A 25,001-nucleotide genomic window follows, 5' to 3' on the forward strand; every position below is an offset into this window, starting at 1 on the left:
CTCAGCTGATCACTGTGCGACGTCGGTCCTCGACCCGCTCCTGCACCGCCCGGCAGCCGTTCAAGCAAACCCCCAACCTGATTGATCAGGACGTCGCGTCGATGGCGTTGCCGCCCAGCCCGATCGACACCGACCCCGGCGGCAGGCCCAGCGCCGCCAGGCAATCCCGGATCACGTCACCATCCTGCGGAAAGTAGCGCAGTGTGGTGGTCAGCGCCGTGGTCAGCTCGTCGGTCGACGTCCTGATCTCGTGCGGTCGCAGCCGCGAGATCGACCCGGCTCCGCCGGTCACGGCCGGGTCGGCCACGCGTACCGGGTCGACCCGCGAGGATCGAAAGCGGCACACCCGCCATTGCGCCACCGTGGGGACACCCGCGGACAGATAGGCGGCCAAGGCTCGTCGCGCGCCGATCCGTATCGCGCTGAATACAGGTCGGTCAGGACATCGTTGTCGTCGGGCCGAAAATCCCGGGTGCTCACTAGCCGCGCAGAACCCAGACCATCCAGCCGCGTAGCAGTCCGGTGATCTCGTTGTAGGGCACGAACCCGCCGGCCTCGCCGAGCGCCGGGCCGCGCACGATCAGGTTGCTGCTGTGTGCGATCGACTCCGCGTGGTACCGAAACTTCTCGGCCTGCTCCGGAGCTACGGCGAGGGCCGCCTGGCGGCGAACGAACTTGGCGGCAAGCAGTGCGCGCAGCGCGTCGGCCGCGCAGAAAACCGGCATGGTCGGGGCGGGCGCCTCGGGGCTGTCGAACAGCACGGGTTCTGCCGCCAGGTCCGCCCGGCGCCAAAACACCGTTGCCCGGCCAGCCGCCCCAGCGCGTCGTCGAGCACGGCTCGGTTCTGCTCACCGACCTCGACCGTGGGCATCAGCACCGGCAACGCGGGGCCGGGCGGGAGCTGGTCGGCCAATTGGTCCACGACGTGCTCCAGCGACGCAGTACGGTCGGGCCCATGGTCGGCTAGACGGCCGGTTCCGTTTCCCGTCATCGGCCATCCTCCTGTGGCTCGCCTACAAAGGGCGCGGCGATTCGAGCGATCTGGTCGGCGCGTACCACTACCTCGCGGAAGGTGTCGGGTGACATCGGCTTGCGCAGCCCGTCGCGAACCGGGTCCCACCGCGGGTCGCCGAAGGGGCGGTTACCGACGCCCGTCTCGGCGGTGGGTGTCAAGGCGGGCGCCGCGGCAATCACCAAATCCCTGACCGTGCACAGCATCTCGACCTGGGCGGCCTGCTGGCGGGACAGCACCGGGATGCTGGTCCAGCCAAACAGTTGTTCCTCAGCGTCCTCGACGAGCACCGTGACGGTGAGCAGCCCCGGCTCGTCGGGGACCGTCACATCGCACCGCAATCCACCGTCGACCGGTTCGGCGGGCCGATCGCCCACCGACAACGTCCAGCTGAACCGGGTGCCATCGTCGACCGGCCGGGCTACTGCGACGTAGAAAGTGGCGGGCTGCCCAGCCACCGCCAGGCAGTGACGATGCCGGGCCGCGGAAGGCCCCAGCACCCGGACTCCGCGGTTGACCAGTCGGCGCAGCACGTTACGCGTCACCCCGGCCACCACTTGATTGCCCCGGTCGAGGACTCGGGGCCAGTCGGTGGTTCCACAGGTGACGACCGTCCCGGTGGCACTGTAGGCGCCAAGTACGGCGTTAGCCTCGGCCCCCGCCGGGCGGTCCTGCCAGCCCTCGCCCAGATGCGCGACGCCCAGCACCGCCAGCTGCGGCGGAGTGCCGTCAGTGCCGGCCGCCCGCAGCTGGCCCCCTGGTCCCCGGTCAAGTATCGCCCCGTCGCACTCGTAGCCGACCAATCGTTCCTGCGCGCCGAACGTGTCTCCGGTGTGCAGACCCAAGCCCTCGTACACCCAATGTCCGGCGTGCTGGACGGTGAATCCGACCGGATCTCGGGGGCCGTCCCACCAGCCGCCGCCGTGCCGGTAGCTGACACCGGTCATGGCGTTCTCCGGCGCACGCCGCCACCACTGCCCGCCCTGTGGATGGCTGACCGGCGGATGCACACAGGTCATGTCGCCGTTGTCGGCCAGATCGATACGCCACCAGCTCGTGTTGCCGCTAAAGAACGCGACGTTGCCGCCAGTCGCGACGAACTCTTGGACGGCCTGACGCATCGGCGCGCTCCAGTATTCGTCGTGGCCCACGCTGAGCAAAAGCCGGTAGCCTGCCAGCAGATCGGGATCGCGGTCGAGGTCGAGGTCGGTGCAGAAATCGATCGCGACGCCTTCGCGCTCCAACCACCGAATCATCGGCAGATCCCAATGCGCGAATCCTTCCCGCGGGCTGCTGGGATCGTAGACGTCGACCGCCCCGGGAAACGAGAGCTGACCACCGGTGCCGCCGCCCGGGCGCCGCGTGGTCAACCTCGTCGTCGTTGTCGCGGGCACGAACGATGCGGTGTGGTACATACTGCCGCTGCCCGACGCGTTGTAGGCGTGGTAGGTGGCCCAGGCCAGCTTGTATAGAATCGGTGGCGCATCACCGGCATCGCGGCGGACCACGAACAGCGTCCGGCCAGATCGTGCGTCGATCGGCGGTGGCGCATCCGGCGGCGGTTCGATTTCGGCGTCGGCAGCGGTGATCACCGCCAGGTAAACGCCGTTCGGCCAGGAGTGGGGGATGTCGAATTCCTCCGGCGGCCAGCCCCAGTCCAGGTCCGATGGCCCTGGGGGCACGTCGTACCCGCGGCGCGCAGAACTAGTGCCCATGTGAACGGTCTGTGATCCGACCCTGAAAAACGCCACCCGGTAGCGTGATTCGGTGGTAGACACATGCAGCACAAGCGGCTCGTCGACGCGGACCGTCGGCTGGCAGGGGTACACCCACGCGGAAACCTCGGCCGTCCAGCCGCCTCGCGCTGCTGCCCCGTCGAATTTTCCCTCCACCGCGTACCCTCCCCTATGCGGACCTTAGCCCGCCGCTGACCGATCGGCGGATCATCCGACCTGCCGGGTCAACTGCAGTCGTACGCGGAACCGATTCGCCAACTCCGTCTACAACGATACCGGGGCCGGGTATGAGTTGAGAGAAGCTCGCCGAAGAGACGAAGGAACGAAATGGGTGACACCGCCGACGTAGTTGTGGTGGGAGCCGGACTGAGCGGTCTGGAATGCGCCAGTGCGGTCGTGGCGGCAGGGGTGCACGACGTTCTGGTCGTGGACGCCGCCGGCGCGGCGACCGCAACCCCGCCGGCATGGGGCAGCACCGCGCCGCCGCATTATGTGGGCGTTGGGCGCACGCCGGAGGTCGGCGGGCGATCGCTGCACTGGCACGGGGTGGTCCTGCGACTCGAAGAGTGGGCGCTTTCCGACCCGGCCTGGCCGGAATCGGCTCGGTCAGCGCTGCGCGGAGATGCAGCCGGTGCCGCAGGTCTGTACGAACAGGTTGAGCGAGAGCTCGGCGACTGGGCGGGCGGCTCGCTGATTCGCGAACGCGCCGACGGCTTCGGGGTCCTAGCTTCCGGCCGGCCGGTGCCGCAGGCCGTGCGGCCCGACGGCAACGGCGGCCGGCGCGCCTACACGCCGCTGGACCGGTGCTTGAGTTGGGTGGCGCCGGGCGAGCGAGCGGGTCGGCCCCGGGTGCGCGCCGGGTGCCAGGTGCTGAGCGTGGTGGCCCGGGCGGGCCGGGTTAGCGGGATTGTGGTGCGGGATATGGGCACCGGTGACACCGCGACCATCACCACCCAGACCGTCGTGCTTGCCGCGGGCGCCTTAGACAACACCAGACTGGTGGCGCAACTGTCGGGGACCGACCGGCCGCCGACCTTCAGTGGCCTGAACGACCACCTGGTGCAGGGCTTTGTAGTTCGTCTGCCGGCCGCCGCACTGGGCTGGCCGCGACCAGTGGACGCATTCGAATACGTGCCCGACGATGGGAGCCGCTTCAGCGTGTTCGCCCGCACCCGTCTGCTGCCCGAAAGCCCCGACGAGGTGCTCCTCGACGTCTGGGCGATGGGCGAGCAGGTCCGTTCGGAAGGCAACGTTGTCTCGTTTCCCGACACCGAACGGGTTCCCTGGCGCGCCATGGTGACGCCGGCCCTGACGGAATCAGACCGAGAAGTGCTGGTCGCGCAGCGACGTGAGCTGACCGAGCTGTGGGCACGCCTGGGCGGACGAACGGGAACCCGATTGCGTTTTCCGGACTTCATGGGCGCACCGTTGGCTTTCGATCGGGCATTGACTCGGTTGAGGGGTGAACCGCGCGGGGCTCCGGTCGGGTACTGCTGGCCGCTGGGCACGGTCGAGCACGAATCCGGCACGCTGCCGCTGGGCGGGGCGGACGTCGGCGAAACCGGTGAACTGGCGGCCGCGGCCGGCGGGTATGTAGTCGGGCCTGCGACGTTTCCGCGCTCGGGTGCGGCGAACCCGTCGCTGACCACCCTGGCCCTGGCCCGGTGGACGGCGGTCAGGCTACTAGCAGGGTAAAACTCTGCGTCATAATGACTCTGCGTGTCTGGCGACCTTGTCGAACGCGGCCACGACGGCCTCCAGCCCCGCCGCAGTGCTCAACAGCACCCGGTGCGGCAACAGCATCAGGGTGTCGTACAGCTGTTCGGAGTGCGGAAAGCGCGTGCCCGGCGGGGGCCGCAGTCGGTCGCGCAGCCAGCGGTAGCGTGGCTTGGTCTCGGGGCAATACAGCGGGTTGTGGTGCAGGGGACGGTCGGCGCGGTGCACCCGCACACCCAGTTCGGCGGCCACGGCGGCACACACCTGCTCGGTGGGCGCATCGGCGAAAGCCTCGGAATCTCGCCGCACGCCGTAGGCGAACACGCTGGGCAGGTCGAGTTGCGCTGGCCGCGCCAGCGGCCGCAAACCTGGCAATCTGGCCAGCTCGGCGTCCAGCAGGTCACTGGCGTGGGCTCGCTGTTGCAGCTGCGCCGGTAGCCGCTCCAGCTGGTCGAGCAACAGCGCCGCTGATAGCTCCGGCAGGCAGTGGTTGGTGCCCATCACCTCACAGGCCTCGGCGAGGTAGGGGTAGCCGACCGCCGGGTTGGCCTGGGGGTAGCGCCGGGAGTCCGCCCGCAGCTGCTGCAAGCGGTCGTACAGCCGCGCGTCCGACGTGCTTACCGCGCCGCCTTCTCCACAGGTCAGCACCTTGCCCTGCTGCATGCTGAATGCGCCCACGGTGCCCAGCGAACCCGCGGCGCGACCCTTCCAGCGGGCGCCGTGTGCTTGTGCGCAGTCCTCGACCACGGCTACACCGTGCCGCTGGGCAAGCGCGCCGACGGCGTCCATGTCAGCCATCCGAGAATGCAGGTGCACGACGATCAGCGCCTTGGTGCGTTTGGTGATCGCCGCCGCAATGGCCGCCGGGCTCACACAGCCGGTGTCGGGGTCCACGTCGGCGAAGACCGGCACCGCGTTGACGTTGAGGACCGCGCTGGCGGTAGCGACCCAGGTGAACACGGGCACCACCACCTCGTCTCCGGCGCCCACCCCGACGGCTTCCAACGCGATGGCAAGGCTGCTGGAACCGTGGTCGGTGCTCACGCAGTACGGAACGCCGAGGAACTCGGCGAATCGGTTTGCGAACCGGCGTTCGTAGGGCTCGACTCCGGTCCAGCCGCCGGTCAGCGTCCAGCGGCCGCTGGTCAAGGCCGCAGTGACGCGCTCGATGGTGGCTTGGTCCTGCTGCGGCCACTCGGGCCATGCGCCCGACCACACCGGGGAGCCCCCGTGTAATGCCAGTTCCGCCACCGCAGCTCCCGCCAACTCGATACGGCCACTTTACGTTCAGCGGCAGGGACCGTCGTCGGGCCCTGTCAATGTCCCGCTGGCGCACGGAGGAGCGCCAGGATTCTTGCCAATGAAAATCATAGTCGTTAGCATATCGATGTTCAGGTTGGCCCATCAGCGCAGGGAGCTTCGCTATGACATTGTGTGCGGCGAAGCGTGACCGAGTGCAGTGCTTACGGCGGCCAGCATGCGGGATCCGTCGTCGCTGTGTCGGAGGCGGATTGATTTGACCGCACCCATCTGGATGGCCCTTCCCCCAGAAGTGCATTCGACACTGCTCAGCAGCGGACCGGGGCCGGGACCGTTGCTGGTCGCTGCCGGCGCTTGGTCGTCGCTGAGCGCCGAATACACGAATGTGGCCGACGAACTGAGCATGTTGTTGCCGATGTGCAAGCCGCGATGTGGGACGGTTCGGCCGCGGAGTCGTACGCCGCCGCAAATGTGCCGTATGTGGCGTGGTTGATGCAGGCCAGCGCTGATAGCGCGGCCGCGGCCACCCAGCACGAAACTGCCGCTGCGGCCTACACCGCTGCGTTGGCTGCCATGCCGACCATGGCCGAACTGGTCGCCAACCACGCGACCCACGGAGTGTTGATAGGGACCAATTTTTTCGGGATCAACACCATCCCGATTGCACTCAACGAGGCCGACTATTTGCGGATGTGGACTCAGGCCGCTACCACGATGAGCGTCTATCAAGCGGTCTCCGGAGCCGCGGTGGCTTCGACGCCGCTGACCGGCTCGACACCGCGAATCCAGAAAGCCGACCCACAGCCGGCGGCCTCATCGCCCTCCGATTCCCCCTCCGGTTCGTCCGAAGGCAACCCGAACCCGCTGGGGCTCCCGCAATGGCTCGTGCAAGTTTTGCAAAACCTCGGCATCGGAGACAGCCAGCTCACGCACGACCCGATGGTCGTCAACCCATTCAATGACTTCGTGGCGAACATCCTGCAGAACTTCGGGGTGAATTGGAACCCCGGCGCGGGCACCGTCAACGGACAACCTTACGACTTGTACACGGATGTTAGCCAACCAATCTGGTTGGTTGTCCGATCCGTCGAACTTCTTGAGGATCTTGAATATTTCGGCGAGTTGCTGATGCAAAATCCGGTGCAGGCTTTTCAATGGCTGATTAGCTGGCAACTGTTCGACTTTCCGCTTCACGTACAGGCCGTTGCCAGCTTTCTGAACGTGCCCTTTCAGGTGCTGTACGCCCTCCCCGCCGCAGTCGCGGCGGCGCCCTTTGCGTCGGTGGGCGGCTTGGCGGGGCTGGCCGGATTGACCGCGCTACCGCAACCTTTGGTCCTACCGGCACCCATTGCGGCTGCGCCGATTGTTTTGCCGGCCGCCGGGATGGCCGCGACTTTCGCCGCGCCGACCACGGCCCCCGCCTCGGCACCACCTCCTGCGCCCACTCCGACGGCAAGCACAGTGACCAGTTCCGCGCCGCCGCCACCGGCCGCGGGCGGGCCGAGTTTCGTGCCCCCCTACGCGGTCGGACCTCCCGGCATCGGATTCGGCTCAGGGATGAATACCAGCGCGGGTTCTGGCGCCAAAAGGAAGGCGCCAGGGGCCGATACCGCCGCGGCGACCGCCACAGCAGCTGTGGCCCGAAAGCCGGCCCTGGCAGGCCGTCGCCAGCGGGCGGGGCAACGCCGGTACGGCGATGAGTTCATGGCCATGAATGTTGACGTCGATCCCGACTGGGGCAGGCCGCCGGGGGAGCAGCCCGCCGCACCAGCGGTGGCCTCCGATCAGGCTGCGGGACCGCTGGGATATGCCGGCGCCAGGCGTAGAAACTCTCTCGCCGAGGCGGCGGGATTAATTACGCTGGCCGGTGATGAGTTCGGCGACGGGCCCGCTGCACCGATGCTGCCCGGCAGTCGGTAGCACGACCAGATCGATGGCCGAAAGCTCCGGATGAACCATTTAACGCCATCGTCAGAGCCACACCTCGTCACGTCTCAGCCCCGCTTTTCTCCGGGCACCAATTCTGCTCAGCCCGGCCTTCGTCGAACGGATTCACTTCAGCGCGCGGCACGCGCCGAATCACGGCCACGCGTCAAAGCTCACGCATTTGAGGCGGGCGGTCAGCCGGTTCCGGTGACAACCAGCGACCTGACAGGATGCGGGCGCCGACGAAGACCAGTCGCAGCACCGTGAATGTGGTCAGGCCGGACCAGATCCCCACGAGCCCCCAGCCGAAAATCAGCGACAACCAAATCAGCGGCAGAAACCCGACGGCTGCGCTGATCACGGTGGCGTTGCGCAGGAACTTCGCGTCCCCGGCGCCGAGGAGCACCCCGTCGAGACCGAAGACAATCCCGGCGATCGGAAGTTGGGCGGTCAGCAGCCACCACGGCACGTGGACCGTCGTGAGCACCGAGTGGTCGTGGATGAACAGCCCGGGAAGCACCGGTTCCCCGACGCCGAGCAGCACTGCCAGCACCGTCGCCGCCAGCAGTGAGATCGCCGCGATGCGCCACGTCACCGACTTCGCGTGCGCGGCATCGCGCGCACCTAACGCGGCGCCGACCAGCGCCTGTGCCGCGATGGCCAGCGAATCAAAAAGCAACGCAAGGAAATTCCACAATTGCACTACCACTTGATGCGCGGCGATCGCTGCTGTGCCGAACCTGGCGGCGACCGCCGCGGCCGAGACGAAACAAACCTGGAAAGCGAGAACGCGGACGAAGAGGTCGCGTCCTAGCTTTAACTGCGCTCGCAGCACGGCATGATCGATGCGCAGCGAGAGTTGCTCAGCCAGCAGCGCCCGGCCAAACAGCAACGCGGCCAGCCACTCACCGGCCAGGTCGGCCACAGCCGAGCCCGGCAGGCCCAAGCGGGGAAATCCCAGCCAGCCGTAGACCAGCAGCGGACACAGCAGTGCCGAGAACCCGAAACCGGCGCAAACATAACGCAGCGGGCGCACGGTGTCCTGCACGCCGCGCATCCACCCGTTCCCGGCGAGCGAGACGAGAATCGCCGGGGCGCCCAGGATGGCGAGCCGCAACCAGGGCAACGCCGCGGCCACGATGTCACCGCGGGAGGCGATCATCGACACCAACGGCACAGCAGCAGCTTCCACCACGATCGTGATTACCGCGCCGAAGGCCAGCGCCAGCCATGTCGCCTGTATCCCTTCACGGACGGCCGCCGCGCGATCGCCGGACCCGAAGCACCGCGCTGCTCGCGCCGTGGTTCCGTACGAAAGGAACGTCAACTGCGATTCGCTGAGCACCAGCCCGCCAATGGCCAGACCCGCCAGCGGCAGCGCGCCCAGGTGGCCGATCACCGCGGTGACGAATAGCAGATAGAGCGGCTCGGCGGCCAGTACGCCGAGCGCTGGCAACGTTAGGTCAGCGATCTGTCGGCTCCCGGCGCCGCGCCGGGTTGTCTCAGGCAACGCTGGCGGCGTGTCCCAGGCTGGTCTTTTCGCCTCGCTCACACGGTACGGTCCGAATCCGGACTGCGCCCACGAAAGCCCAATGCGCGGACGACCGCGACACGAGGCAGATGCGCAGCGCTTGGCGCGGATAAACGGGAAAGAGCGGCAATCTCACACCGCCGCAGTGGAAGAGCCCCTGCGGCGGTGTGAGAACCGGAGAGCCGCGCAGCTGCGCACACTCCGGATATTTCGCGTTGACTCGTAAAGTGCGTGTGCACCGCGCGACACACTCAGGTGGTGAAGGCCGTGTAGTTGAGGGCGGTCATCATGCCGGCTTCCTGGTGATAGGAATTGTGGCAGTGAATCATCCAGGTGCCGGGGTTGTCGGCGATCAGCAAAGTATCGACCTTTTGTTTGGGCAGCACGTTGACGGTGTCTTTGCGCGCGCCCAGGCTGCCGTCGGCCTTGATCACCTGGAACGTGTGGCCGTGCAGGTGCATCGGGTGATACATCGTCGTGGAGTTGGTGAAGGTCAGCGTGCCGCGCTGCCCTTGTTTGATGCTCAGCGTTGGGCTCTTCGGGTACGGCTTGCCGTTGAGGCCCCAGTCGAAATTCGTCATCGAACCGGTCAGCTCCAGCGCCAGGTCGGCGTCTGATTTCGTTGATCCGAAGCTGGCGGCCGGGGTGGCGGTGAACATGTCGACCGTTCCGACGCGGCGGTTGAGTTCGGGCGGCGCGAAGTTGACGTCGGGTGCGCTGCCGGCACCGGTGGACAGCAGGGCCCGCCCGGGCTGCGCCTTTTTGCCTTCCGGCATGGCGACCAGTGGGAAAATACCGTCACCGGCGGTGACGACGACGTCGTAACGCTCGGCCATCCCGAGCAGCAAGGCGTCGACGACGGTGGGGACGACCGGAAAACCGTCGGTGTGAGTGACGGTCATGGTGTGCCCGGCCAACGCGACCCGAAAGGCGGTGTCGGCGCCAACGTTGATGAACCGGATACGGATCCGCTGCCCGGGTTTGGCGTCGAAAGTGGTTGGTGCTGTGGGAACGCGGCCGTTCACCAGGTAGTACGGGTATTCGACGTCGCCGGAGTCTCCGCCCAGCAGGCTGCTGCTGCCGACGGCGGTCATACCAGGCATCGCGCTCATGCCAGGCATCTCGGCCGGCATGCCTTCGCCTTTCTGCTCGTCGTAGATCTGCTGGGGGCTTTTGCCGATTCCGTCGGTCCAATCGTCGAGGACGACTATCCATTCGGCATCGTAGTGAGCGGCCTCGGCGGGATCGTCGATGATCAACGGCAGGTAAAGCCCATAGTCGGCTTGCAGGCCGACGTGGGGATGGGCCCAGTAGGTGCCGGGATGAGGGGAAGAGAACCGGTAGGTGAAGTCGCTGTTGGCGGCGATGTTCGGGGTGGCCGGGAAGACGCCGTCCATGTCGTTGCGCAGCGCGATTCCGTGCCAGTGCACCGAGGTCGGGGCGTTGAGCCCGTTCTTGACTGTAATGGCGAGTTCATCGCCGACGTTCGCGCGGATCAGCGGACCGGGAATGACGTCGCCGTAAGCCCAGGTGCGCGCGAGCTGACCGCCGAGGTCGACCGTTGCTGGTTGCGGGATGAGTGTTGCGGTGACTGTACGGCCGGTGTGCGGGCGGGCTGCCTCGACGGCAGCGATGGCCTGCGCCAGTTTGGGCGCGGGTTCAGTCGTCCGACCGCACGCGGCCAACGCCATACTCACCCCGCCGGCAACCGATGCGGCGACGAATTCTCGTCGATTCAGGTGGATGTTATTCCATGCGGATTTAGACACCGGAGTCCGTTCGTCCATAGTGCTGATGGTGTCACAGCTTCAGGTCGGGCCGCTCATGTCACAAATTAGGTTAGGCATACCTATTGTCTCTTAGTTGGCTCTCAGTTAGTGTCGAGCCCTTGTCGTGCTCGTCCGCCGCCGTTGGCGCTCACTTAGGAGATGCTGTGCAGCTAGCCCTTGGTTCCGATTCAACCGCCGACGTCTGCGGCTCTAGGCAGTCCCGGTCGACTACCGGCTTACACCCTGTCGTGGTCGCTGCCGCCGCCGTAGCGGGTGCCGGCCTCATCGCTGTCAATCCGGTGGCACCCACCTGGCCGACACTTCAGGAGCGAGCGGTCCAATTGGTCAACAGTGCGGCCACTATTGAGGATTTGGTCAGCAGTTTCGGTCAAGTGGCCGGCACGGTGAGCGATCCCGGCGGATCGTTGAGCGAATCCGTGGCCGGAGCATTGCCAAGCGCCGGGACGGCGCTGTTCGGGCCCCTCGGCGACCTCAGCAGCCTGTCAAGCCCAGCCGACGAGCTGACCGACGTTCTCATGACAGCGTTCAACAACATCAACACGATCGGCCAGCAGCTTGCCGCCGACCCCTTCCCGGTCCTGACGCAGTTTCTCGCTAACCAGCTCGGCTATGGCCAAACGATCGCCACCGGATTTCAGGGCGCCGCCAACGGCTTTGCGCAGTTAGTGGCCGCAATGCCAGCGGCACTCCAAACCATTTCGGACGGCCTGGCCACCGGGAACGTCACGGGGATTGTGCCGGCTCTGGGCGAACTTTTTGTCGGCGGCGGGGAGGATATCGTCACCCCGCTGTTTCCTATCCTGGATATTCCCGGACAGATGGCGCAGAACTTCGCCGACGTCGTCAAGGCTGTGATCAACACAACGACGTTCCTGGGTCTCACTGATGGAGCCCTGAGCCCTCCGGTCAGCGCAGCTCTTGCTTTTGCCGACAGCGTTCAAACGATTATTGACGCGGTCGGGGATGGGAACACCACGGTCGCGGGCGACGCCCTCGCCAACGTACCCGCCGCACTCCTCGGCGCCGTCCTCAACGGCTTCGGCGGAAATCCGGGGCTGCTTACTCCGGGCACCGGCCTGGAAGGATCCGGAATTCTTGCCGGCCTGCTCGTGTACTTGCCGCAATCGATCGCTCAGGCGCTGGGCGCATCCTCGACGGCCAGCTCCGCTGCTGCGGTACCGGAACTGGGCGCACTGCTGGATCCCGCGACGGGAGCCGCGGGCTTGAGTGACCTGTTGAACCCTGGCGCAGCATTGGCCGATTTGACCGCGGTGCTCGACACCAGCACTGTGGCAACGGATCTCACGTCGCTGCTGGATCCCGGCGCGGTCTTTGGGAACCTTACCGCACTGTTCGAGTCGAGCGCCGTAACTGACGTGACCGCCTTACTAACGACGGATCTCGCACCGAATCTGAGCGGATCGCTGCTCGATGTATTGCAGTTCTGACTGGATCAAGGAGCGACGGTATTCTTCTCGATTCTTTCGGAGATGGCGTAGGTGGAAGGACTATGAGCCGATTTCGGGGCTGGCGTGAGGTGACCTGAGCCGTCTCGCTTGAGCGAATACCGACAACGTCAAGTTTTACACACTGCAAGCATCGTCTGCAGCGGTCTACATGGTGCCGGTCGGCTCAGCGGCCGCCTTCGGTATGCCTCTAGACAATGACGGCTCTAGGGGTTTATCCAACGGTCGACCAGCTCGGCACCATCGGTGGGCGTTCGAGGAATCGGGCATCAGGTACGCCGCCAGGTATGCCGCGCGGGGCCGCACCCGCGAGTGGCAACCCGCCCAACATTCCTCCCGGATTGGCTGCGAGGCTGTCCGGGACAGCACCCGCGGTGGTGCCCGGCAACCCGGTAGCGGCAGGGCTGACCGCTGGGACTGCCGCGCCCCAGCCGTGTGGCACCGACAGCGCGCCCATCGACGCTGCCCGGCCCATTTCCGCGGACACCGCCGCACTGGTACCGCCGGCGCCCAGGCTCGCTAAACCCACGGGACTTGCCGTTCCCAGCGCGCCCACTCCCGAGCCGAGCCCTTCAGCCAGGGCCGGCGCTGTGTTGGCGGCGCTTACGGCCGGCACCAGATTTTTCAGCTGGTTGGCGTTCGATAGCAGCGAGCTCGATAGATACCCGATCGAACTTGTCACGGATAAACCGGGACTTAAGGAGCTCAGTGATGAGCTCAGCGACGATAGCGGCGACTCGGACGACGTCGTCGACGCCGATAATAGCGGCGACGCAAGCACCTGCAGCGCAGTCGGCACCGTCGAAGTCACCTGCGACAGTGCCGCCTGCGTATTCGTTGCAGCGGAGGTGCCGGTGGCCTGCGCGACCGCTATTCCCTGCGCCGCCAGCGCGGTTGGATTGGCCGTCTGGGGGGGCGGGGCAAATGGCGTCAGCGTCGCCGCGGCCGCCGACGAGCCGGCATAGCTGTACATGGCTGCGGCGTCCTGGGCCCACATTTCGCCGTAGTGGGCCTCGGTGGCCGTAATCGCCGGTGTGTTTTGACCCAAGATGTTCGTCGCGATCAACGACATCAGCAGGGCCCGGTTGGCGGCGATCACGGGTGGCGGCACCACGGCGGAAAAAGCCGTCTCGTAGGCGGCCGCCGCGGCGCGTGCTTGGTTGGCCACCTGCTCGGCTTGGGCGGCGGTGGTGTTCATCCAGCCCACATAGGGGTCGGCTGCCGCCGCCATCGAGGCCGACGCTGCGCCTCTCCAAGGGCCGGCGGCCAGCCCTGAAACCACCGATCCGTAATTTGTTGCCGCCGAACTCAATTCGGTGGCCAATCCGTCCCAGCCGGCCGCGGCGGCCATCATCAGCCCCGAGCCGGGACCGAAATATATTCTGGCCGAGTTGATCTCCGGTGGAAGCGCCCCAAAATCCATTTCCTTTTCTCCGTTCGCCTTAACCGGTCGCGGTCGCGTTGGCGGCCTCGGTGGCCGCATACGAACCAGCGCCGGCCGCCAAGGTGGCGACAAACTGGTCATGAATTGCGCTGGCCTGGGAAGCCACTGCCTGATATATCTGAGCGTGCGCGGCGAATTGGGCCGCGGTCAGCGCCGACACCTCGTCGATAGCCGCAGGAACCACCCCGGTGGTCGGGCCTGTCGCGGCAGCGTTCCCGGAGCTGATCGCTGAGCCGATGCCCTGCAACGTGCCGGCCGCCGACGCGAGCATTTCCGGCTGCGTGGTCACGAATGACATATGTTGTCTCCTATAGCAATATCGTCACTAGCTGCAGATGACGGTGTTCTGACGCGATGTTGACTTGTCTCGAGTTGTCGCACTTTGCGATGTGGCCCCAGTAATCAGTTCGGCTGAACTGCCGCTGCGGACAGGACTTTTCGCAGCCGTCGGTGTCGACGATGTCGACGTAGCCTTTGCGGAGTGACGTTCGGGCGCATGCCGGGACCGGAAGTAATTCATGTGATCGTCGCTTCATCATCAGCGCCGCAAACGAAGGCGGCAGTGCCGGTAGGTCAGCAGTCACCGGCCGTCGTCGCAGAAGACAACGACCTGACGCTAACCGGTCAGCGACGAGACAGACAGAACCGCGTCAAGAGGTCTTGACCGGTCAGAACAGCGGCCAGTCCGCGAGGCGGGCCGCGCCCAGCTGGCACCACCAGTAGAGCCAGCAAACCGGTGATAGCTACTACTGCCGCTGCGGCGCCGAACGCAATCAGGTCAGTCGTGGCCGGCGGCAGCGATGCGGTCCCAAACACGTGGTTGCATGCGGCAGATGGGCGGCCGGGAAGGGGTGCTTGTTTGGCGTTGACACCGAACTCACCGCCCAGCGATGAAAACGACGGCTGGGATGAACGAAGCACCTGCCGCTCGTATGGCTGCGGCCCGCAGTGGTGGCCAACAAGCACGAGCAACAAGGCCGCAGCCGCCACGGCGGAAAACTGGTCGCCACCGTGGCCGTTTGCCTGCGTCGCTCATCCGCTTAATGCATCGATCCTAGCAGCACGCACCCCGGGGGGGTATACCGAAAGTTCAGGCGGCGAAGCGGTCCGCGTCGGGCTGCGAACAGACCGATGAGGCCGGCGTTCATGGTCCGCGAAATGAAATGGAACAACGGTCAGGATCGGCAGCCAAAGTCTGCGGCGCGGCAAGGGCGGTCGATCAAATCACGAGCGCACGAGTCGAGCGATGGCGTCGGCGGCTTCTTTCATCCTGAGGTCTGCGTCTTCGCCGCCGCGTTGGGCGGCGTCAACGACGCAGTGCTTGAGGTGATCGTTCAACAGACCGAGGGCCACAGCTTGCGCCGCGCGGGTCAGTGCGCTCACCTGCGTCAAAATGTCGATGCAGTACTTATCGTTTTCAACCATCCGCTGGACTCCACGAACCTGCCCTTCGATGCGCCTAAGCCGGTCCAAGTAGTGGTCTTTGTTGGAGATGTAGCCGTGCGGCTCTGCGTGCAAGCCCGCTGCTTCCGATTTGGTTGGCATATTCGCCATTATTGCTTTCTTTGTGATCGCCGGCTGAGTATTTCCCGGCAATGGCAGCACCCGTGGCACGGTTTTGCCGGCATGACCCTCTGGAGCAGGTTATTGGCAATTGTCTTGCAAAACCGACTGGTGTAGTGGCAGAGGTTGCCCTCGAGAGTCGTCGCCTTCGGCGTCGGCCCGGTGAGCAGTGGACGTCCGGTCGTAAGACGGGATTCTCTAGTCAATACCAGTGGGGGGTAGACCGGATGGTGATGCGAACAGGGCGGTAGGTCGTCCGCCGGTGATGCTTTACTCGACCGTGGCGGTCAGGCTAGATCGGCGTCGCGCGAAGACATTGGCTATTGCACACGGGTATTCGACTGACTCAAGCCTGGTTGATGGCGGCCGGGTATCGCTGGTCGATCTTGCGGATTTTGTAGTAGAGCACGGCGCCGATCCAGACCACGAAGAAGATGCCGACGATTGCCCGGCCGGCGAGGTTGATGTCGATCGCGTCAAGGGTGTCCCAGGGCGGGCCGGTGAAACCGGCCTCCTTGCTGAGCAGGCCGAGGAGTTCGATGGTGCCGATGACGAACGCGACGAAGATCGACAGTCCGGTGGTGGTGATGTTGTAGTAAATCTTGCGGATCGGGGTGACGAACGCCCACCCGTAGGCCTTGGACATGAACACCCCGTCCAGGGTGTCCGCCAGTGACATGCCGGCCGCGAACAAAAGCGGCAGCGCGATAATCGCCAAAGGTGGCAGCCCACCGGCGATTGCGCTGGATCCAGCGATGGCGATCAGGCCGACCTGGGTGGAGGTGTCGAAGCCGAGACCGAACAGCAGACCGACCGCATACATCTGCCACGAGTTGTTGATGAGCTTGTTGTAGCGGCCTCGGAATATCCGGTTCATGAAACCGCGCTTGGCCAACAACGCGTCGAGAGCTTCCGGGGAGTACTCGCCGCGTTTGGCTTGGCGCCAGGCCCGCATGATGCCGGCGAGCACGGCGAAGTTCAGTGCCGCGATGAGATAGAGGAAGCCGCCCGAGACGAGCGTGCCGATAACACCGCCGGTGCCCTGGAACGCCCGCTGGAAGCCAGTGGCTTTCGCGGCCACGAGCGCCAGGGCCGTCACGAATGTGAACACCACGGTCGAGTGGCCGAGGGAGAAGAAAAACCCAACCGCCAACGGACGTTTCCCCTTCTGCAGCAGGTAGCGGGTGGTGTCATCGACGGCAGAGATGTGATCGGCGTCAAACGCGTGCCGTAACCCGAAGGTGTAGGCCAGGGCGCCGGCGCCGGCGTAGACCAGTGTGCCGTCCCTGCTGGTCAGGTCGTGCAGCTTGGGGATCGAGTTGTAATGTGCGAACAACCCCCAGCCCAGCAGGTGCAGCAACGCGATGAAACCGAACATTCCGAGCAGCCGGGGCACTTCGTCACGAGTGAAGCGAATCCGCTGCTTGTCGCTGACTGAGCCCTCGGGGACCAGCCCTGAACGGGTGTCCGGCTTCATCGCATCTCCTCGGGAGCCCGCGCACAAACACAACGCGCTGACGGTAAACCCGTATCGAATGTATATGCAATCACTTCGCAATACAGCGGCGACTGATCCGCAAGGAGTGCTTGGCTATGGACACCGATCGGCGGGACATGCCCAGCTGGTACCACCGGCGGAAGAGGATACCGACAAGACCTGCCGTGAACTCGACCTCCGCATCCGGTCGATGCTTCGCGAGCACGAATTACGGTGCATCACACCACGCATAGCGGTACTCGCAGCCCTGCTCACCGATCCCGACGCCAGGCATCGCAGCGCCGCGCAGATCCAGTAGCAGCTCGCGACCGACCGCACGGCGTGGTCGCCGCTGCAAATGTGTAGGCCCCGCCGTTTTCGGCCTTCGCTACATGTAAACTCTGAGCGCGATCCTCGAGCAGATCGCACATGCTTGATCGGGTTTGTGGCCCTCTCCGCCTCGATCACCCGGTAGGCCTCTACCGGTTGTGTTCGGAGACGAAGAAGGCCGCGGCATTTTTTCAAAGACTCACGGTCTAAACGTAATTCAGCGTTCTCACTGAGCAGACGCTCGAGCTCCGCGCCCTCATCGGCACCCAGCACCGTGCCAGTATCGCCAGGCCGCTTGGCGTTGAAGGCGCACCCAACGACCCAGCACCTGTTCGCCAGCACCGATCTCTGCAGCCACATGGGCGACCGGACGGCCAGTCTCAATCACCAGGCGGGCAGCCTGCTCCCGAAACTCCGGGGTGTATTTCCGACGCTTGCCCGACATAGGAACATCCTTCCCGTGAGACCAGCAGTCCCACCAGTCAGCTGTCCACCATCATGGAGTCAATCCCAAATTCGAGGGGCGTCAGGTATCGTTCGCGAAGCGAGCTGCTTGTGGAAACATCGAACACCACGATCGTCAACCAACTGAGGTGATGCGGTAATGGCGTTCATCGCGCGGTTTCGCAGTTGCCCCAGAGCTATTCGGGTACTGATGGTCAACCAATTTGTCATCAATGTCGGCTTCTACATGCTGATGCCTTACCTGGCCGGGTACCTCGCCGGCCCGCTCGGGCTCGCAGCGTGGGCTATCGGGCTGGTCATGGGTATCCGGAACTTTTCCGAGCAAGGCATGTTCATCATTGGCGGCACGCTCGCCGACCGAGTCGGCTACAAAGCGCTCATCGTTACCGGATGCCTGTTGCGCACCGGCGGGTTCGCCTTGCTGGCGATTACCCAGTCATTTCCCGCTGTGCTAATCGCTTCAGCGACAATCGGTTTGACGGCCGCGCTGTTCAACCCCGCCATCCGCGCCTACCTCGCCGTCGACGCCGGTGATCGCCGCGTGGAAGCTTTCGCGATGTTCAACATCTTCTACCAGGCAGGGATTCTGGTCGGTCCGCTGATCGGGGTCGCACTGGTGGCCATCGATTTTCGGATCAGCGCGCTATCCGCGGCGGCGTTGTCCGCTGTGCTAACGGTAGCCCAACTGCTGACACTGCCTAAGCGAGACGCTGATCCCGACACGGTGCAGACGTCGATACTGCGGGAATGGCGGGCCATTATCGGCAACCCGCCCTTTCTGCTGTTCGCCGCAGTGATGACCGGCTCCTACATATTATCGTCCCAAATTTTCCTTGCGCTGCCGCTGCAGGCATCGTTTCTCTCGCCTGCCTACGAAAAATACTTAGTAGCAGCGCTTTTCGGCGTTTCAGGTCTGGTCGCGGTCGCCGCCCAGTTGCGAATCACCCATTGGCTCGCCGCGCGTTGGAACCGCGGACGCAGCCTGGCCGTTGGCATGACCATCTTGGCCGGTTCATTCCTGCCGTTGATCATTGCACCTGACGCTCAACGTTTCGGTATTTTTCCAGCACTGGCCGCGCTCCTGGTGTCCGTCGCCATGCTGGCCGTTGGGGCAGCCGCGGTCTTCCCGTTCGAGATGGACACGGTCGTCTCGCTAGCAGGAGGCCGGCTGGTGGCGACCCACTACGGGTTCTACAACACCATCGTCGGGACCGGAGTCCTTGTCGGCAATCTGGCCACCGGCGCCCTCATGGGTGCCGCACGCGAGGCTGGCTCCAGCGAACTCATATGGGCTGGAATGATTCTCGTCGGCATCATCGCCGTGTTGGCGCTGCGCGGCCTTGACCGCCGTGACTATCTGGAGGCGCCGACTGGCGCCCGACGGTGAAGAGATCAAAGCTTTCGGAGCGTGATTCGATCGTTTTCCGGGCTGCACCGACGAGACACCAAGCTGGCCGCAATGGCGGCGGCCGAGGCCGTGGCAGCCCATTTTCGGCGGCGAGTGCCCACGCGTGAGCGGACCCAGCGATACCGCAGCCGTCGCACGCACGGCCGTTCCACAGCGACGCAATACCGTCGCGACACCGGTACCGGTGACAACGTCCGTGCGGTGCTGATCAAAGACCCTGTGCAGCTTGGTATGACCGTGCGCAACGCGGGCGAGCCGCGCCAGGATCGCAATGCTGGACGGGCCGATAGCAGCGATAAACACCCGCCCACCGACCGCAAGACGCGAAACATCACGCAGTTCGGTGGGGTGCGCGGCAGCCTATCCAGCGCCGCCTGTGATAGATCGATCCAACGACCGCACCAGCAGGACGGACAACGAGGGCGATGCGGCGAGCGAAATAGCGGGTGCCGCACCCCACATCGAGTGCCCGCTCGCCAGCTCCGGGCACTCGATGCAGCGACGAGCTGTTCCCATATTCGGGCGCGCCACCCCCAAGTACCAGACTTTGGCCAGCACTTCATAGTCCGCTGGATACAACGTCATCCTGGCGCAGCGCGGAGGTTGTGGACGGGAAATTTGCGTGTCAATCCCGGCGGTGGGCTCCCTGAGTTCGGGTCGATCAACTGTGATATCGCTGGTACGTCATACCCGTACGTAGTATCTACCGGGAAGGCCGAGCGCATCGTGGGCCGCGGGCGAGGAAAGGAAAATTTGATGAGGCGACGGTTACTGATTTTGGCTGCCGCTGCAGTCGCGGCGCTGCTGAGTATGACCGCGTGTGGCGGCGCAGCCGATCAGGGACCCTCCAGCGTTACCGAACGGACCTCCGGCGTATCGCGTTCGCCGGCAGATGCACAAGCGCACAACAGTGAGGACGCCAGGTTCGCCCAGCGCATGATTCCCCACCACCAGCAAGCGGTCCAGATGAGCGACATCATCTTGGGTGAACAGGGCATCGACCCTCGCGTGGTCGATTTAGCCAACCAAATCAAGGCGGCGCAGGGACCCGAGATACAACGGATGCAAACCTGGCTGAGCCAGTGGGGTCAACCGACAATGCCGACCATGCCGGGCAGCATGACATCTGCGATGCCTAACCAAGGTGGTATGCCTGGCATAACCGGAATGAACGGGATGATGTCCGAACAGGACATGCAGGCTCTGCAAAACGCGCAGGGCATTGACGCCAGCAAGCTATTCCTGACTCAGATGATTCAGCATCATCAAGGCGCAATCACCATGGCTCAAGACGAAATCAAAGCCGGTCAACATTCGCCGGCCGTTGCCCTCGCGCACTCGATCGTCACCGACCAGCAGCGCGAAATCAACACCATGCAAGGCATTTTGAGGACGCTGTAAAAGCTCACTGACCCCGGGGCGGCGCCTTGAGCGCCACCTGACCCCAGCCCGAGCCCGTCAGCGGAAGACGAACGTCGAAGCAACGCAGAACCGCCAGCTGACTTGAAGAAAACTATCGTGTACCTGAGCAACCATCACGATTGCGTGACAGGCAGCGTCAAGCGAGCCGCTCCGCGTGACGCGGTACGGCCCGGGGGTATAGACTCAGCCGCGTGGACATCCCGCACGTGGCATCCGGCTTCGCAACGCGCGTTGCCAGCGATGCTCGTCCCAGCGCGGGCCGCCTTGCTAGGCCCACCAACGCGGGTTGGTCTTGGTTGTGGTCGGTGTTAGTGGCGGCGGCGATGGTGTGGGGGCTTACGGCTGTGGCCGCTCACGGTGGATCGTTGTCGGCGGAGCACCATAAAGCCCACCAACCACATGCGTTGTTGACGTCGGTGGGTGCTGAGTTCGCTGTCGCTGTCGACCACGCGCATCTTGTGGACGGGTCGTCGCATGCTCCTAAGCAGTTCGCGTCCGCGGTGTTGCCGCGGTCGGCTACCGCGTTGACCGCGTTGGGTGTGGTGGTCGCAGTGCTCGCCGCCATCGGTGCGCTCGGCGGCTATGCGGTGTCGGCCGGGCGGGGTCCGCCGTCTGGGCTGGCGTTAGTTGTTACGGGTCGAGATCGGTTGACCCGGCTCTGCCTCGCACGTCGCTGACTGGTCAGCGTTAGGCCGTTGTGTGCTCTTGGCACCGATGGCCGGTGACCGCTGACCCAAGTCAATTGCCGCCCCTATCTTGCGGCGCCGACGCTCATGCGAGGAACTCCATGACTCACGTCCTGTCCATCGACACTTCGCACATCTCGCGAAATCACAACTCCTGCCGGTATCCCGTTGCCCCCGATAGGTTTCGTCCCACCCCGCAGCAGTGTCGCCACGCTCCGGATCGGTATCGCCGGGTGGGCGCCATGGTGGGTAACACACCAGTGCTGTGGATCGATGAACCGTTCGGCCGCAGCGACCGCGGATTCTGGGCGAAACTCGAAGGAGCTAACCCCGGCGGCATGAAGGACCGCCCGGCCATGCACATGGTCGAACGCGCCCGACTGCGGGGCGAATTGCTGCCCGGCGCCCGCATCGTCGAATCCACCAGCGGCACCTTAGGTTTGGGGCTGGCCTTAGCGGGCATGGTGTATCGGCATCCGGTCACTTTGGTCACCGACCCAGGAATGGAGCCGATCATCCAGCACATGCTGGCCGCCTATGGGGCACAGGTGGACGTGGTCACAGAGCCCCATCCCACCGGGGGCTGGCAGCAGGCCCGTAAAGATCGGGTGGCGCAGCTGTTGGCCGCAGATCCCCAGGCCTGGAATCCCGACCAGTACAACAACCCCGACAACACCGACGCCTACCGGCCGCTAGCGCTGGAGTTGCTCGACCAGCTCGGCGGTGTTGACGTGCTGGTGTGTTCGGTGGGTACCGGCGGGCATTCGGCCGGGATGGCCCGTGTGCTGCGCCGACACAACCCGGAAATGCGATTGATCGGCGTGGACACCGTCGGCTCGACGATCTTCGGGCAACCCGCCGCCTCACGGCTGATGCGCGGACTGGGGTCGAGCATCTATCCGCGCAACGTCGACTACGGCGCCTTCACCGAGGTGCATTGGGTAGCCCCGGCCGAAGCGGTGTGGGCGGCACGCACCTTGGCCGCCACCTATTACACAAGCGGCGGATGGAGTGTGGGTGCGGTCGCCCTGGTCGCCGGCTGGGCCGCGCGAAACTACCCGCGTGGCACCCGCATCGCCGCGGTATTTCCCGACGGCCCACAACGCTACTTCGACACCATCTACAACGACGACTACTGCCGCCAACACGGTCTACTCGACATGGCGGCGCCCAGCGGGCCCGAGGAGATCAGCGCACCCGCCCAGGCCGTCGTGCAACGCTGGACCCGCTGCACCACCGTCGTCGACCCCACGACAACTACGCTCCACGACTACAACAAAATCCCCGCATAAAGGCGAACTCAACACTGAAACAGTCCAAGGCGCTTGTTTAAGATTTGACCGTGAACGATATGCAGAACGGAACCCGACATATGCAATCTCCCGCAGCAAGCCAACCGGTGCAGCAGATCCTCTCGCGTGAGGATGTGACGCTGCCCGTGCTTACCCGCAGCGACATCGATGACCTCCCAATCACTCCCCGCGACGTCATCGAAGCCGTCCGGGGCGCGTATCTGCGAGTGGCACAAGGCTCTTCTGTAGCCCCGGCGAAAATAATGATGCGGTCACCGCACAGAGATTCAGCATCGTATGCGATGCCCGGTTATGACGGCGGTTTGCAAATCTTGGCCTTCAAAGACTATTACATGCAAAATGACGAAGGGAAAAAAGAATACATCACCATCACTCTGTACGATGATAAGTCCGGCGTGCCGTTAGCGTTTATGGATTGCACCCGAGTCACCACGTTGCGCACTGCGGCCAGCACCGCACTGATCGCCGCCGCATGCGGCCCCGAGGGGGCGCGGACCGCGCTGGTGAGCGGTTCTGGTGCGCAAGGAAGGGAAACTTTTCCGTTCCTGCTCAGCGCTCTCCCCGACTTGGAACGGCTGCTACTGTTCGCCACCCATCCCGACGGAATCGCCTCGGTGCGCGCGTATGTTCGCGAGCAGCACCCGGACCGAGACATCGAGGTGGTGACCGATCCGGAGCAAGCCGCCGGCGAAGCCGACGTGATGGTTGCGACGTCGGCCGGCCCGGCCACCGACGTCAAGCTGCGCACCAGCTGGCTGAAACCCGGGGCGCTGTTCATCTCGGTGAACGGCACAGGGGTGCATCCGTCGTCGCTTCGCGACGCCGACTACGGAGTCGCGACCACCGCGGGTCAGCTTGCAGTAACGGGTACCCGCTTCGCGAACGAGGACGGTTCGCTGCCGCTGGACGCCGAACTGCCCGACATCCTTGCCGGGACAGCGCCCTCCCGGCGGGACAAGACCGACCGGGTCTTCGTGTTCAACAGCGGCATGGCCATCACCGACATCCCGGTGGCCCATGCCCTAGCCACCCAGGCGATCGCGCTGGGGCGCGGACAGGAGATCCGACTGTGGAGCTAGCACCTGATCCCTTGTCGTTGCCCGCTATTGCGCCATCATGGTTCGGGCAGCTCGCCGCCCATCCTTCGTTGTTAGCCGATATGGCTCATGCGATAGGCGGGCCGTTTCACGTGCTGTTCCCTCCGCGCTTCGAGCGCAACCTAAAAGCCTTCACCCACGCTTTTACGTCATCAGGGGTAAGTGGACAAGTGCTGTTCGCCAAGAAGGCGAACAAGGCGGGATGCTGGCTGTCGGTGTGCGCCGAGACCGGCGCGGGCGTCGACGCGTCCAGCGCCCCGGAACTGATACAAGCGCTGTCGCGCGGTGTGCGCGGCGCCGATATCGTCGTTACAGGCCCGGCCAAAAGCGAGCGTTTGCTCTGGCTGGCATCTCGACACGGCTGTTTGATCGCCGTCGATGCCCTCGACGAGCTGGACCGGGTGATCGCGCTAGCCCGTCGTGGCGAGGGTGCCCGCATCATGCTGCGGGTGCTCCCGGACGCCAACCCCAACAGCCGATTTGGCCTCGACTCGGCCGAACTGGACATCGCTCTGCAGCGATGCGCTCAGCAGCGGTCCCGCGTGTCCATGGAAGGATTCTCCTTTCACCTCAACGGATACGAGGTCAAACCGCGCGCCCAGCTAGCGGCCCAACTGGTCGACCGTGTCGTGCAGGCGCGAGCACAAGGGCTGGCGGCGACGTCCATTTCGATCGGCGGCGGCTTCGCGGTGAGCTATCTTGATGCCGACACGTGGGCCCGGTTTTTACGCGACGCTGATGAGGCCGACTTTCACAGCGGAAAGACCTTCAGCCATTTCTATCCCTATCATCAGTCGCCGACCGGCGCGGAAATGTTGGCCGCGATCTTGTCCAGCGAAACGGACTGCGGCGCAGGCACAGTCGGCGAAAAATTCGCGAAGACCGAAACCACACTGCTCGTTGAACCAGGACGTGCGTTGCTGGACGGGGCAGGGCTTACGGTTTTCCCGGTCCAGGGTTTCAAGCGGCGAAGCGACTACGGGATCGTCACCGTTGACGGGTTGAGCATGAGCCTGTCGGAGCAATGGAAGTCCAGTGAATTTCTTCCAGATCCGATGCTGTGGCCACAAAAAGACACCGACGAGCTCGATCCGACAAACACTGTGCGGGCCTGTGTCGGTGGGGCCAGCTGCCTAGAATATGACATGCTGACCTGGCGCAAAGTCGTGCTGCCACGGGAACCGCGTCACGGCGACCTGTTGATCTACCCCAATACGGCCGGCTACCAGATGGACAAAAACGAATCGGAGTTTCACCGACTCCCGTTACCTCCCAAGATCGTGGTGAGCACCGACGACCGAGGCCGGTTCCGCTGGCAGCTTGACGAAAACGGCTCTGGTCAGTGAGTCATCCGCCCGT

The 25,001-nt window shown here is 64.7% G+C and carries 22 protein-coding genes and 1 pseudogene; 11 read left to right on the forward strand and 12 right to left on the reverse strand.

Annotated features, from left to right (window positions below; all coding sequences use genetic code 11):
- Window positions 1-85 precede the first annotated feature (85 nt).
- Window positions 86-394, reverse strand: coding sequence for a hypothetical protein (locus tag CYU59_RS05095; protein WP_292976610.1), 309 nt, complete (start codon window positions 392-394; stop codon window positions 86-88).
- A gap of 85 nt (window positions 395-479) precedes the next feature.
- Window positions 480-761, reverse strand: a complete 282-nt coding sequence (locus CYU59_RS05100; RefSeq protein ID WP_292976612.1) for a hypothetical protein — start codon at window positions 759-761, stop codon at window positions 480-482.
- A 38-nt stretch (window positions 762-799) separates the two neighbouring features.
- Between CYU59_RS05100 and CYU59_RS05105 the strand changes: the two genes are divergently transcribed.
- Window positions 800-967, forward strand: a complete 168-nt coding sequence (locus tag CYU59_RS05105; protein WP_292976614.1) for a hypothetical protein — start codon at window positions 800-802, stop codon at window positions 965-967.
- 20 nt (window positions 968-987) lie between these two features.
- Here CYU59_RS05105 and CYU59_RS05110 read toward each other — a convergent pair whose 3' ends face one another.
- The gene (locus CYU59_RS05110) at window positions 988-2,727 is read right to left on the reverse strand and encodes a N,N-dimethylformamidase beta subunit family domain-containing protein (protein ID WP_292976616.1); all 1,740 of its coding nucleotides are present in this window, start codon (window positions 2,725-2,727) and stop codon (window positions 988-990) included.
- A gap of 348 nt (window positions 2,728-3,075) precedes the next feature.
- Between CYU59_RS05110 and CYU59_RS05115 the strand changes: the two genes are divergently transcribed.
- Window positions 3,076-4,443, forward strand: coding sequence for a GMC family oxidoreductase (locus tag CYU59_RS05115; RefSeq protein ID WP_292976618.1), 1,368 nt, complete (start codon window positions 3,076-3,078; stop codon window positions 4,441-4,443).
- A gap of 9 nt (window positions 4,444-4,452) precedes the next feature.
- Here CYU59_RS05115 and CYU59_RS05120 read toward each other — a convergent pair whose 3' ends face one another.
- Window positions 4,453-5,715, reverse strand: coding sequence for a DegT/DnrJ/EryC1/StrS family aminotransferase (locus tag CYU59_RS05120; protein WP_292976620.1), 1,263 nt, complete (start codon window positions 5,713-5,715; stop codon window positions 4,453-4,455).
- A gap of 283 nt (window positions 5,716-5,998) precedes the next feature.
- Between CYU59_RS05120 and CYU59_RS05125 the strand changes: the two are divergent.
- Together CYU59_RS05125 and CYU59_RS05130 are read left to right on the forward strand one after the other, a co-directional pair.
- Window positions 5,999-6,411, forward strand: a pseudogene (locus tag CYU59_RS05125) (PPE family protein); the annotation flags it as partial.
- A 1,023-nt stretch (window positions 6,412-7,434) separates the two neighbouring features.
- Window positions 7,435-7,644: a hypothetical protein gene (locus CYU59_RS05130; protein ID WP_292976810.1), complete on the forward strand. Its 210-nt coding sequence runs from the start codon at window positions 7,435-7,437 to the stop codon at window positions 7,642-7,644.
- Window positions 7,645-7,816: 172 nt separating this feature from the next.
- Here the strand turns inward: CYU59_RS05130 and CYU59_RS05135 are convergent, their stop codons facing one another.
- Together CYU59_RS05135 and CYU59_RS05140 are read right to left on the reverse strand one after the other, a co-directional pair.
- Window positions 7,817-9,160 carry an MATE family efflux transporter gene (locus tag CYU59_RS05135; protein ID WP_292976622.1) on the reverse strand — a complete coding sequence of 448 codons (1,344 nt, stop codon included), beginning with the start codon at window positions 9,158-9,160 and terminating at the stop codon, window positions 7,817-7,819.
- 272 nt (window positions 9,161-9,432) lie between these two features.
- Window positions 9,433-10,968 carry a multicopper oxidase family protein gene (locus CYU59_RS05140; RefSeq protein ID WP_292976624.1) on the reverse strand — a complete coding sequence of 512 codons (1,536 nt, stop codon included), beginning with the start codon at window positions 10,966-10,968 and terminating at the stop codon, window positions 9,433-9,435.
- A 323-nt stretch (window positions 10,969-11,291) separates the two neighbouring features.
- On the opposite strand from CYU59_RS05140, the gene CYU59_RS05145 reads away from it, so the two are divergent.
- Window positions 11,292-12,419 (forward strand): hypothetical protein, encoded by a 1,128-nt coding sequence (locus CYU59_RS05145; RefSeq protein ID WP_292976626.1) that lies wholly within the window; start codon window positions 11,292-11,294, stop codon window positions 12,417-12,419.
- Window positions 12,420-12,651: 232 nt separating this feature from the next.
- Here the strand turns inward: CYU59_RS05145 and CYU59_RS05150 are convergent, their stop codons facing one another.
- From CYU59_RS05150 to CYU59_RS28955, 6 genes are all read right to left on the reverse strand, one after another.
- Window positions 12,652-13,860, reverse strand: coding sequence for a PPE family protein (locus tag CYU59_RS05150; RefSeq protein WP_292976628.1), 1,209 nt, complete (start codon window positions 13,858-13,860; stop codon window positions 12,652-12,654).
- A 19-nt stretch (window positions 13,861-13,879) separates the two neighbouring features.
- Window positions 13,880-14,179, reverse strand: coding sequence for a PE family protein (locus CYU59_RS05155; RefSeq protein ID WP_292976630.1), 300 nt, complete (start codon window positions 14,177-14,179; stop codon window positions 13,880-13,882).
- Between the two features lie 326 nt (window positions 14,180-14,505).
- Window positions 14,506-14,871, reverse strand: a complete 366-nt coding sequence (locus tag CYU59_RS05160; RefSeq protein ID WP_292976632.1) for a hypothetical protein — start codon at window positions 14,869-14,871, stop codon at window positions 14,506-14,508.
- A 234-nt stretch (window positions 14,872-15,105) separates the two neighbouring features.
- Entirely contained in the window at window positions 15,106-15,426 is a 321-nt protein-coding gene (locus CYU59_RS05165) for a metal-sensitive transcriptional regulator (protein ID WP_292976811.1), read from the reverse strand.
- Window positions 15,427-15,790: 364 nt separating this feature from the next.
- Window positions 15,791-16,921, reverse strand: coding sequence for a HoxN/HupN/NixA family nickel/cobalt transporter (locus CYU59_RS05170; protein WP_292976634.1), 1,131 nt, complete (start codon window positions 16,919-16,921; stop codon window positions 15,791-15,793).
- A 586-nt stretch (window positions 16,922-17,507) separates the two neighbouring features.
- The gene (locus tag CYU59_RS28955; RefSeq protein ID WP_363113906.1) at window positions 17,508-17,696 is read right to left on the reverse strand and encodes a transposase; all 189 of its coding nucleotides are present in this window, start codon (window positions 17,694-17,696) and stop codon (window positions 17,508-17,510) included.
- 159 nt (window positions 17,697-17,855) lie between these two features.
- Here CYU59_RS28955 and CYU59_RS05175 point away from each other — a divergent pair, with 159 nt between their 5' ends.
- From CYU59_RS05175 to CYU59_RS05200, 6 genes are all read left to right on the forward strand, one after another.
- Entirely contained in the window at window positions 17,856-19,103 is a 1,248-nt protein-coding gene (locus tag CYU59_RS05175; RefSeq protein WP_292976636.1) for an MFS transporter, read from the forward strand.
- A 777-nt stretch (window positions 19,104-19,880) separates the two neighbouring features.
- A complete protein-coding gene (locus tag CYU59_RS05180; protein ID WP_292976638.1) occupies window positions 19,881-20,525 on the forward strand; it encodes a DUF305 domain-containing protein in 645 nt (214 codons plus the stop codon).
- Between the two features lie 212 nt (window positions 20,526-20,737).
- Window positions 20,738-21,223: a hypothetical protein gene (locus CYU59_RS05185; RefSeq protein ID WP_292976640.1), complete on the forward strand. Its 486-nt coding sequence runs from the start codon at window positions 20,738-20,740 to the stop codon at window positions 21,221-21,223.
- A gap of 251 nt (window positions 21,224-21,474) precedes the next feature.
- Window positions 21,475-22,524: a PLP-dependent cysteine synthase family protein gene (locus tag CYU59_RS05190; protein WP_292976642.1), complete on the forward strand. Its 1,050-nt coding sequence runs from the start codon at window positions 21,475-21,477 to the stop codon at window positions 22,522-22,524.
- A 59-nt stretch (window positions 22,525-22,583) separates the two neighbouring features.
- Window positions 22,584-23,624, forward strand: coding sequence for an ornithine cyclodeaminase (locus tag CYU59_RS05195; protein WP_292976812.1), 1,041 nt, complete (start codon window positions 22,584-22,586; stop codon window positions 23,622-23,624).
- Window positions 23,615-24,988 (forward strand): Y4yA family PLP-dependent enzyme, encoded by a 1,374-nt coding sequence (locus CYU59_RS05200; protein ID WP_292976644.1) that lies wholly within the window; start codon window positions 23,615-23,617, stop codon window positions 24,986-24,988. The genes CYU59_RS05195 and CYU59_RS05200 overlap by 10 nt, the downstream gene beginning before the upstream one ends.
- Window positions 24,989-25,001: the final 13 nt, after the last annotated feature.

Origin of the sequence: Mycobacterium sp. (genome assembly GCF_002863225.1) — a bacterium.
In the GTDB taxonomy this organism is placed as follows: Bacteria; Actinomycetota; Actinomycetes; order Mycobacteriales; family Mycobacteriaceae; genus Mycobacterium.

What these genes read in the sequence shown, in the direction of transcription:
- CYU59_RS05110 (WP_292976616.1), bottom strand. Translation starts at nt 2,727, where the DNA reads ATGGGCACTAGTTCTGCGCGCCGCGGGTACGACGTGCCCCCAGGGCCA.
- CYU59_RS05115 (WP_292976618.1), top strand. Translation starts at nt 3,076, where the DNA reads ATGGGTGACACCGCCGACGTAGTTGTGGTGGGAGCCGGACTGAGCGGT.
- CYU59_RS05130 (WP_292976810.1), top strand. Translation starts at nt 7,435, where the DNA reads ATGAATGTTGACGTCGATCCCGACTGGGGCAGGCCGCCGGGGGAGCAG.
- CYU59_RS05140 (WP_292976624.1), bottom strand. Translation starts at nt 10,968, where the DNA reads ATGGACGAACGGACTCCGGTGTCTAAATCCGCATGGAATAACATCCAC.
- CYU59_RS05150 (WP_292976628.1), bottom strand. Translation starts at nt 13,860, where the DNA reads ATGGATTTTGGGGCGCTTCCACCGGAGATCAACTCGGCCAGAATATAT.
- CYU59_RS05155 (WP_292976630.1), bottom strand. Translation starts at nt 14,179, where the DNA reads ATGTCATTCGTGACCACGCAGCCGGAAATGCTCGCGTCGGCGGCCGGC.
- CYU59_RS05165 (WP_292976811.1), bottom strand. Translation starts at nt 15,426, where the DNA reads ATGCCAACCAAATCGGAAGCAGCGGGCTTGCACGCAGAGCCGCACGGC.
- CYU59_RS05170 (WP_292976634.1), bottom strand. Translation starts at nt 16,921, where the DNA reads ATGAAGCCGGACACCCGTTCAGGGCTGGTCCCCGAGGGCTCAGTCAGC.
- CYU59_RS28955 (WP_363113906.1), bottom strand. Translation starts at nt 17,696, where the DNA reads ATGTCGGGCAAGCGTCGGAAATACACCCCGGAGTTTCGGGAGCAGGCT.
- CYU59_RS05175 (WP_292976636.1), top strand. Translation starts at nt 17,856, where the DNA reads ATGGCGTTCATCGCGCGGTTTCGCAGTTGCCCCAGAGCTATTCGGGTA.
- CYU59_RS05180 (WP_292976638.1), top strand. Translation starts at nt 19,881, where the DNA reads ATGAGGCGACGGTTACTGATTTTGGCTGCCGCTGCAGTCGCGGCGCTG.
- CYU59_RS05190 (WP_292976642.1), top strand. Translation starts at nt 21,475, where the DNA reads ATGGTGGGTAACACACCAGTGCTGTGGATCGATGAACCGTTCGGCCGC.
- CYU59_RS05195 (WP_292976812.1), top strand. Translation starts at nt 22,584, where the DNA reads ATGCAGAACGGAACCCGACATATGCAATCTCCCGCAGCAAGCCAACCG.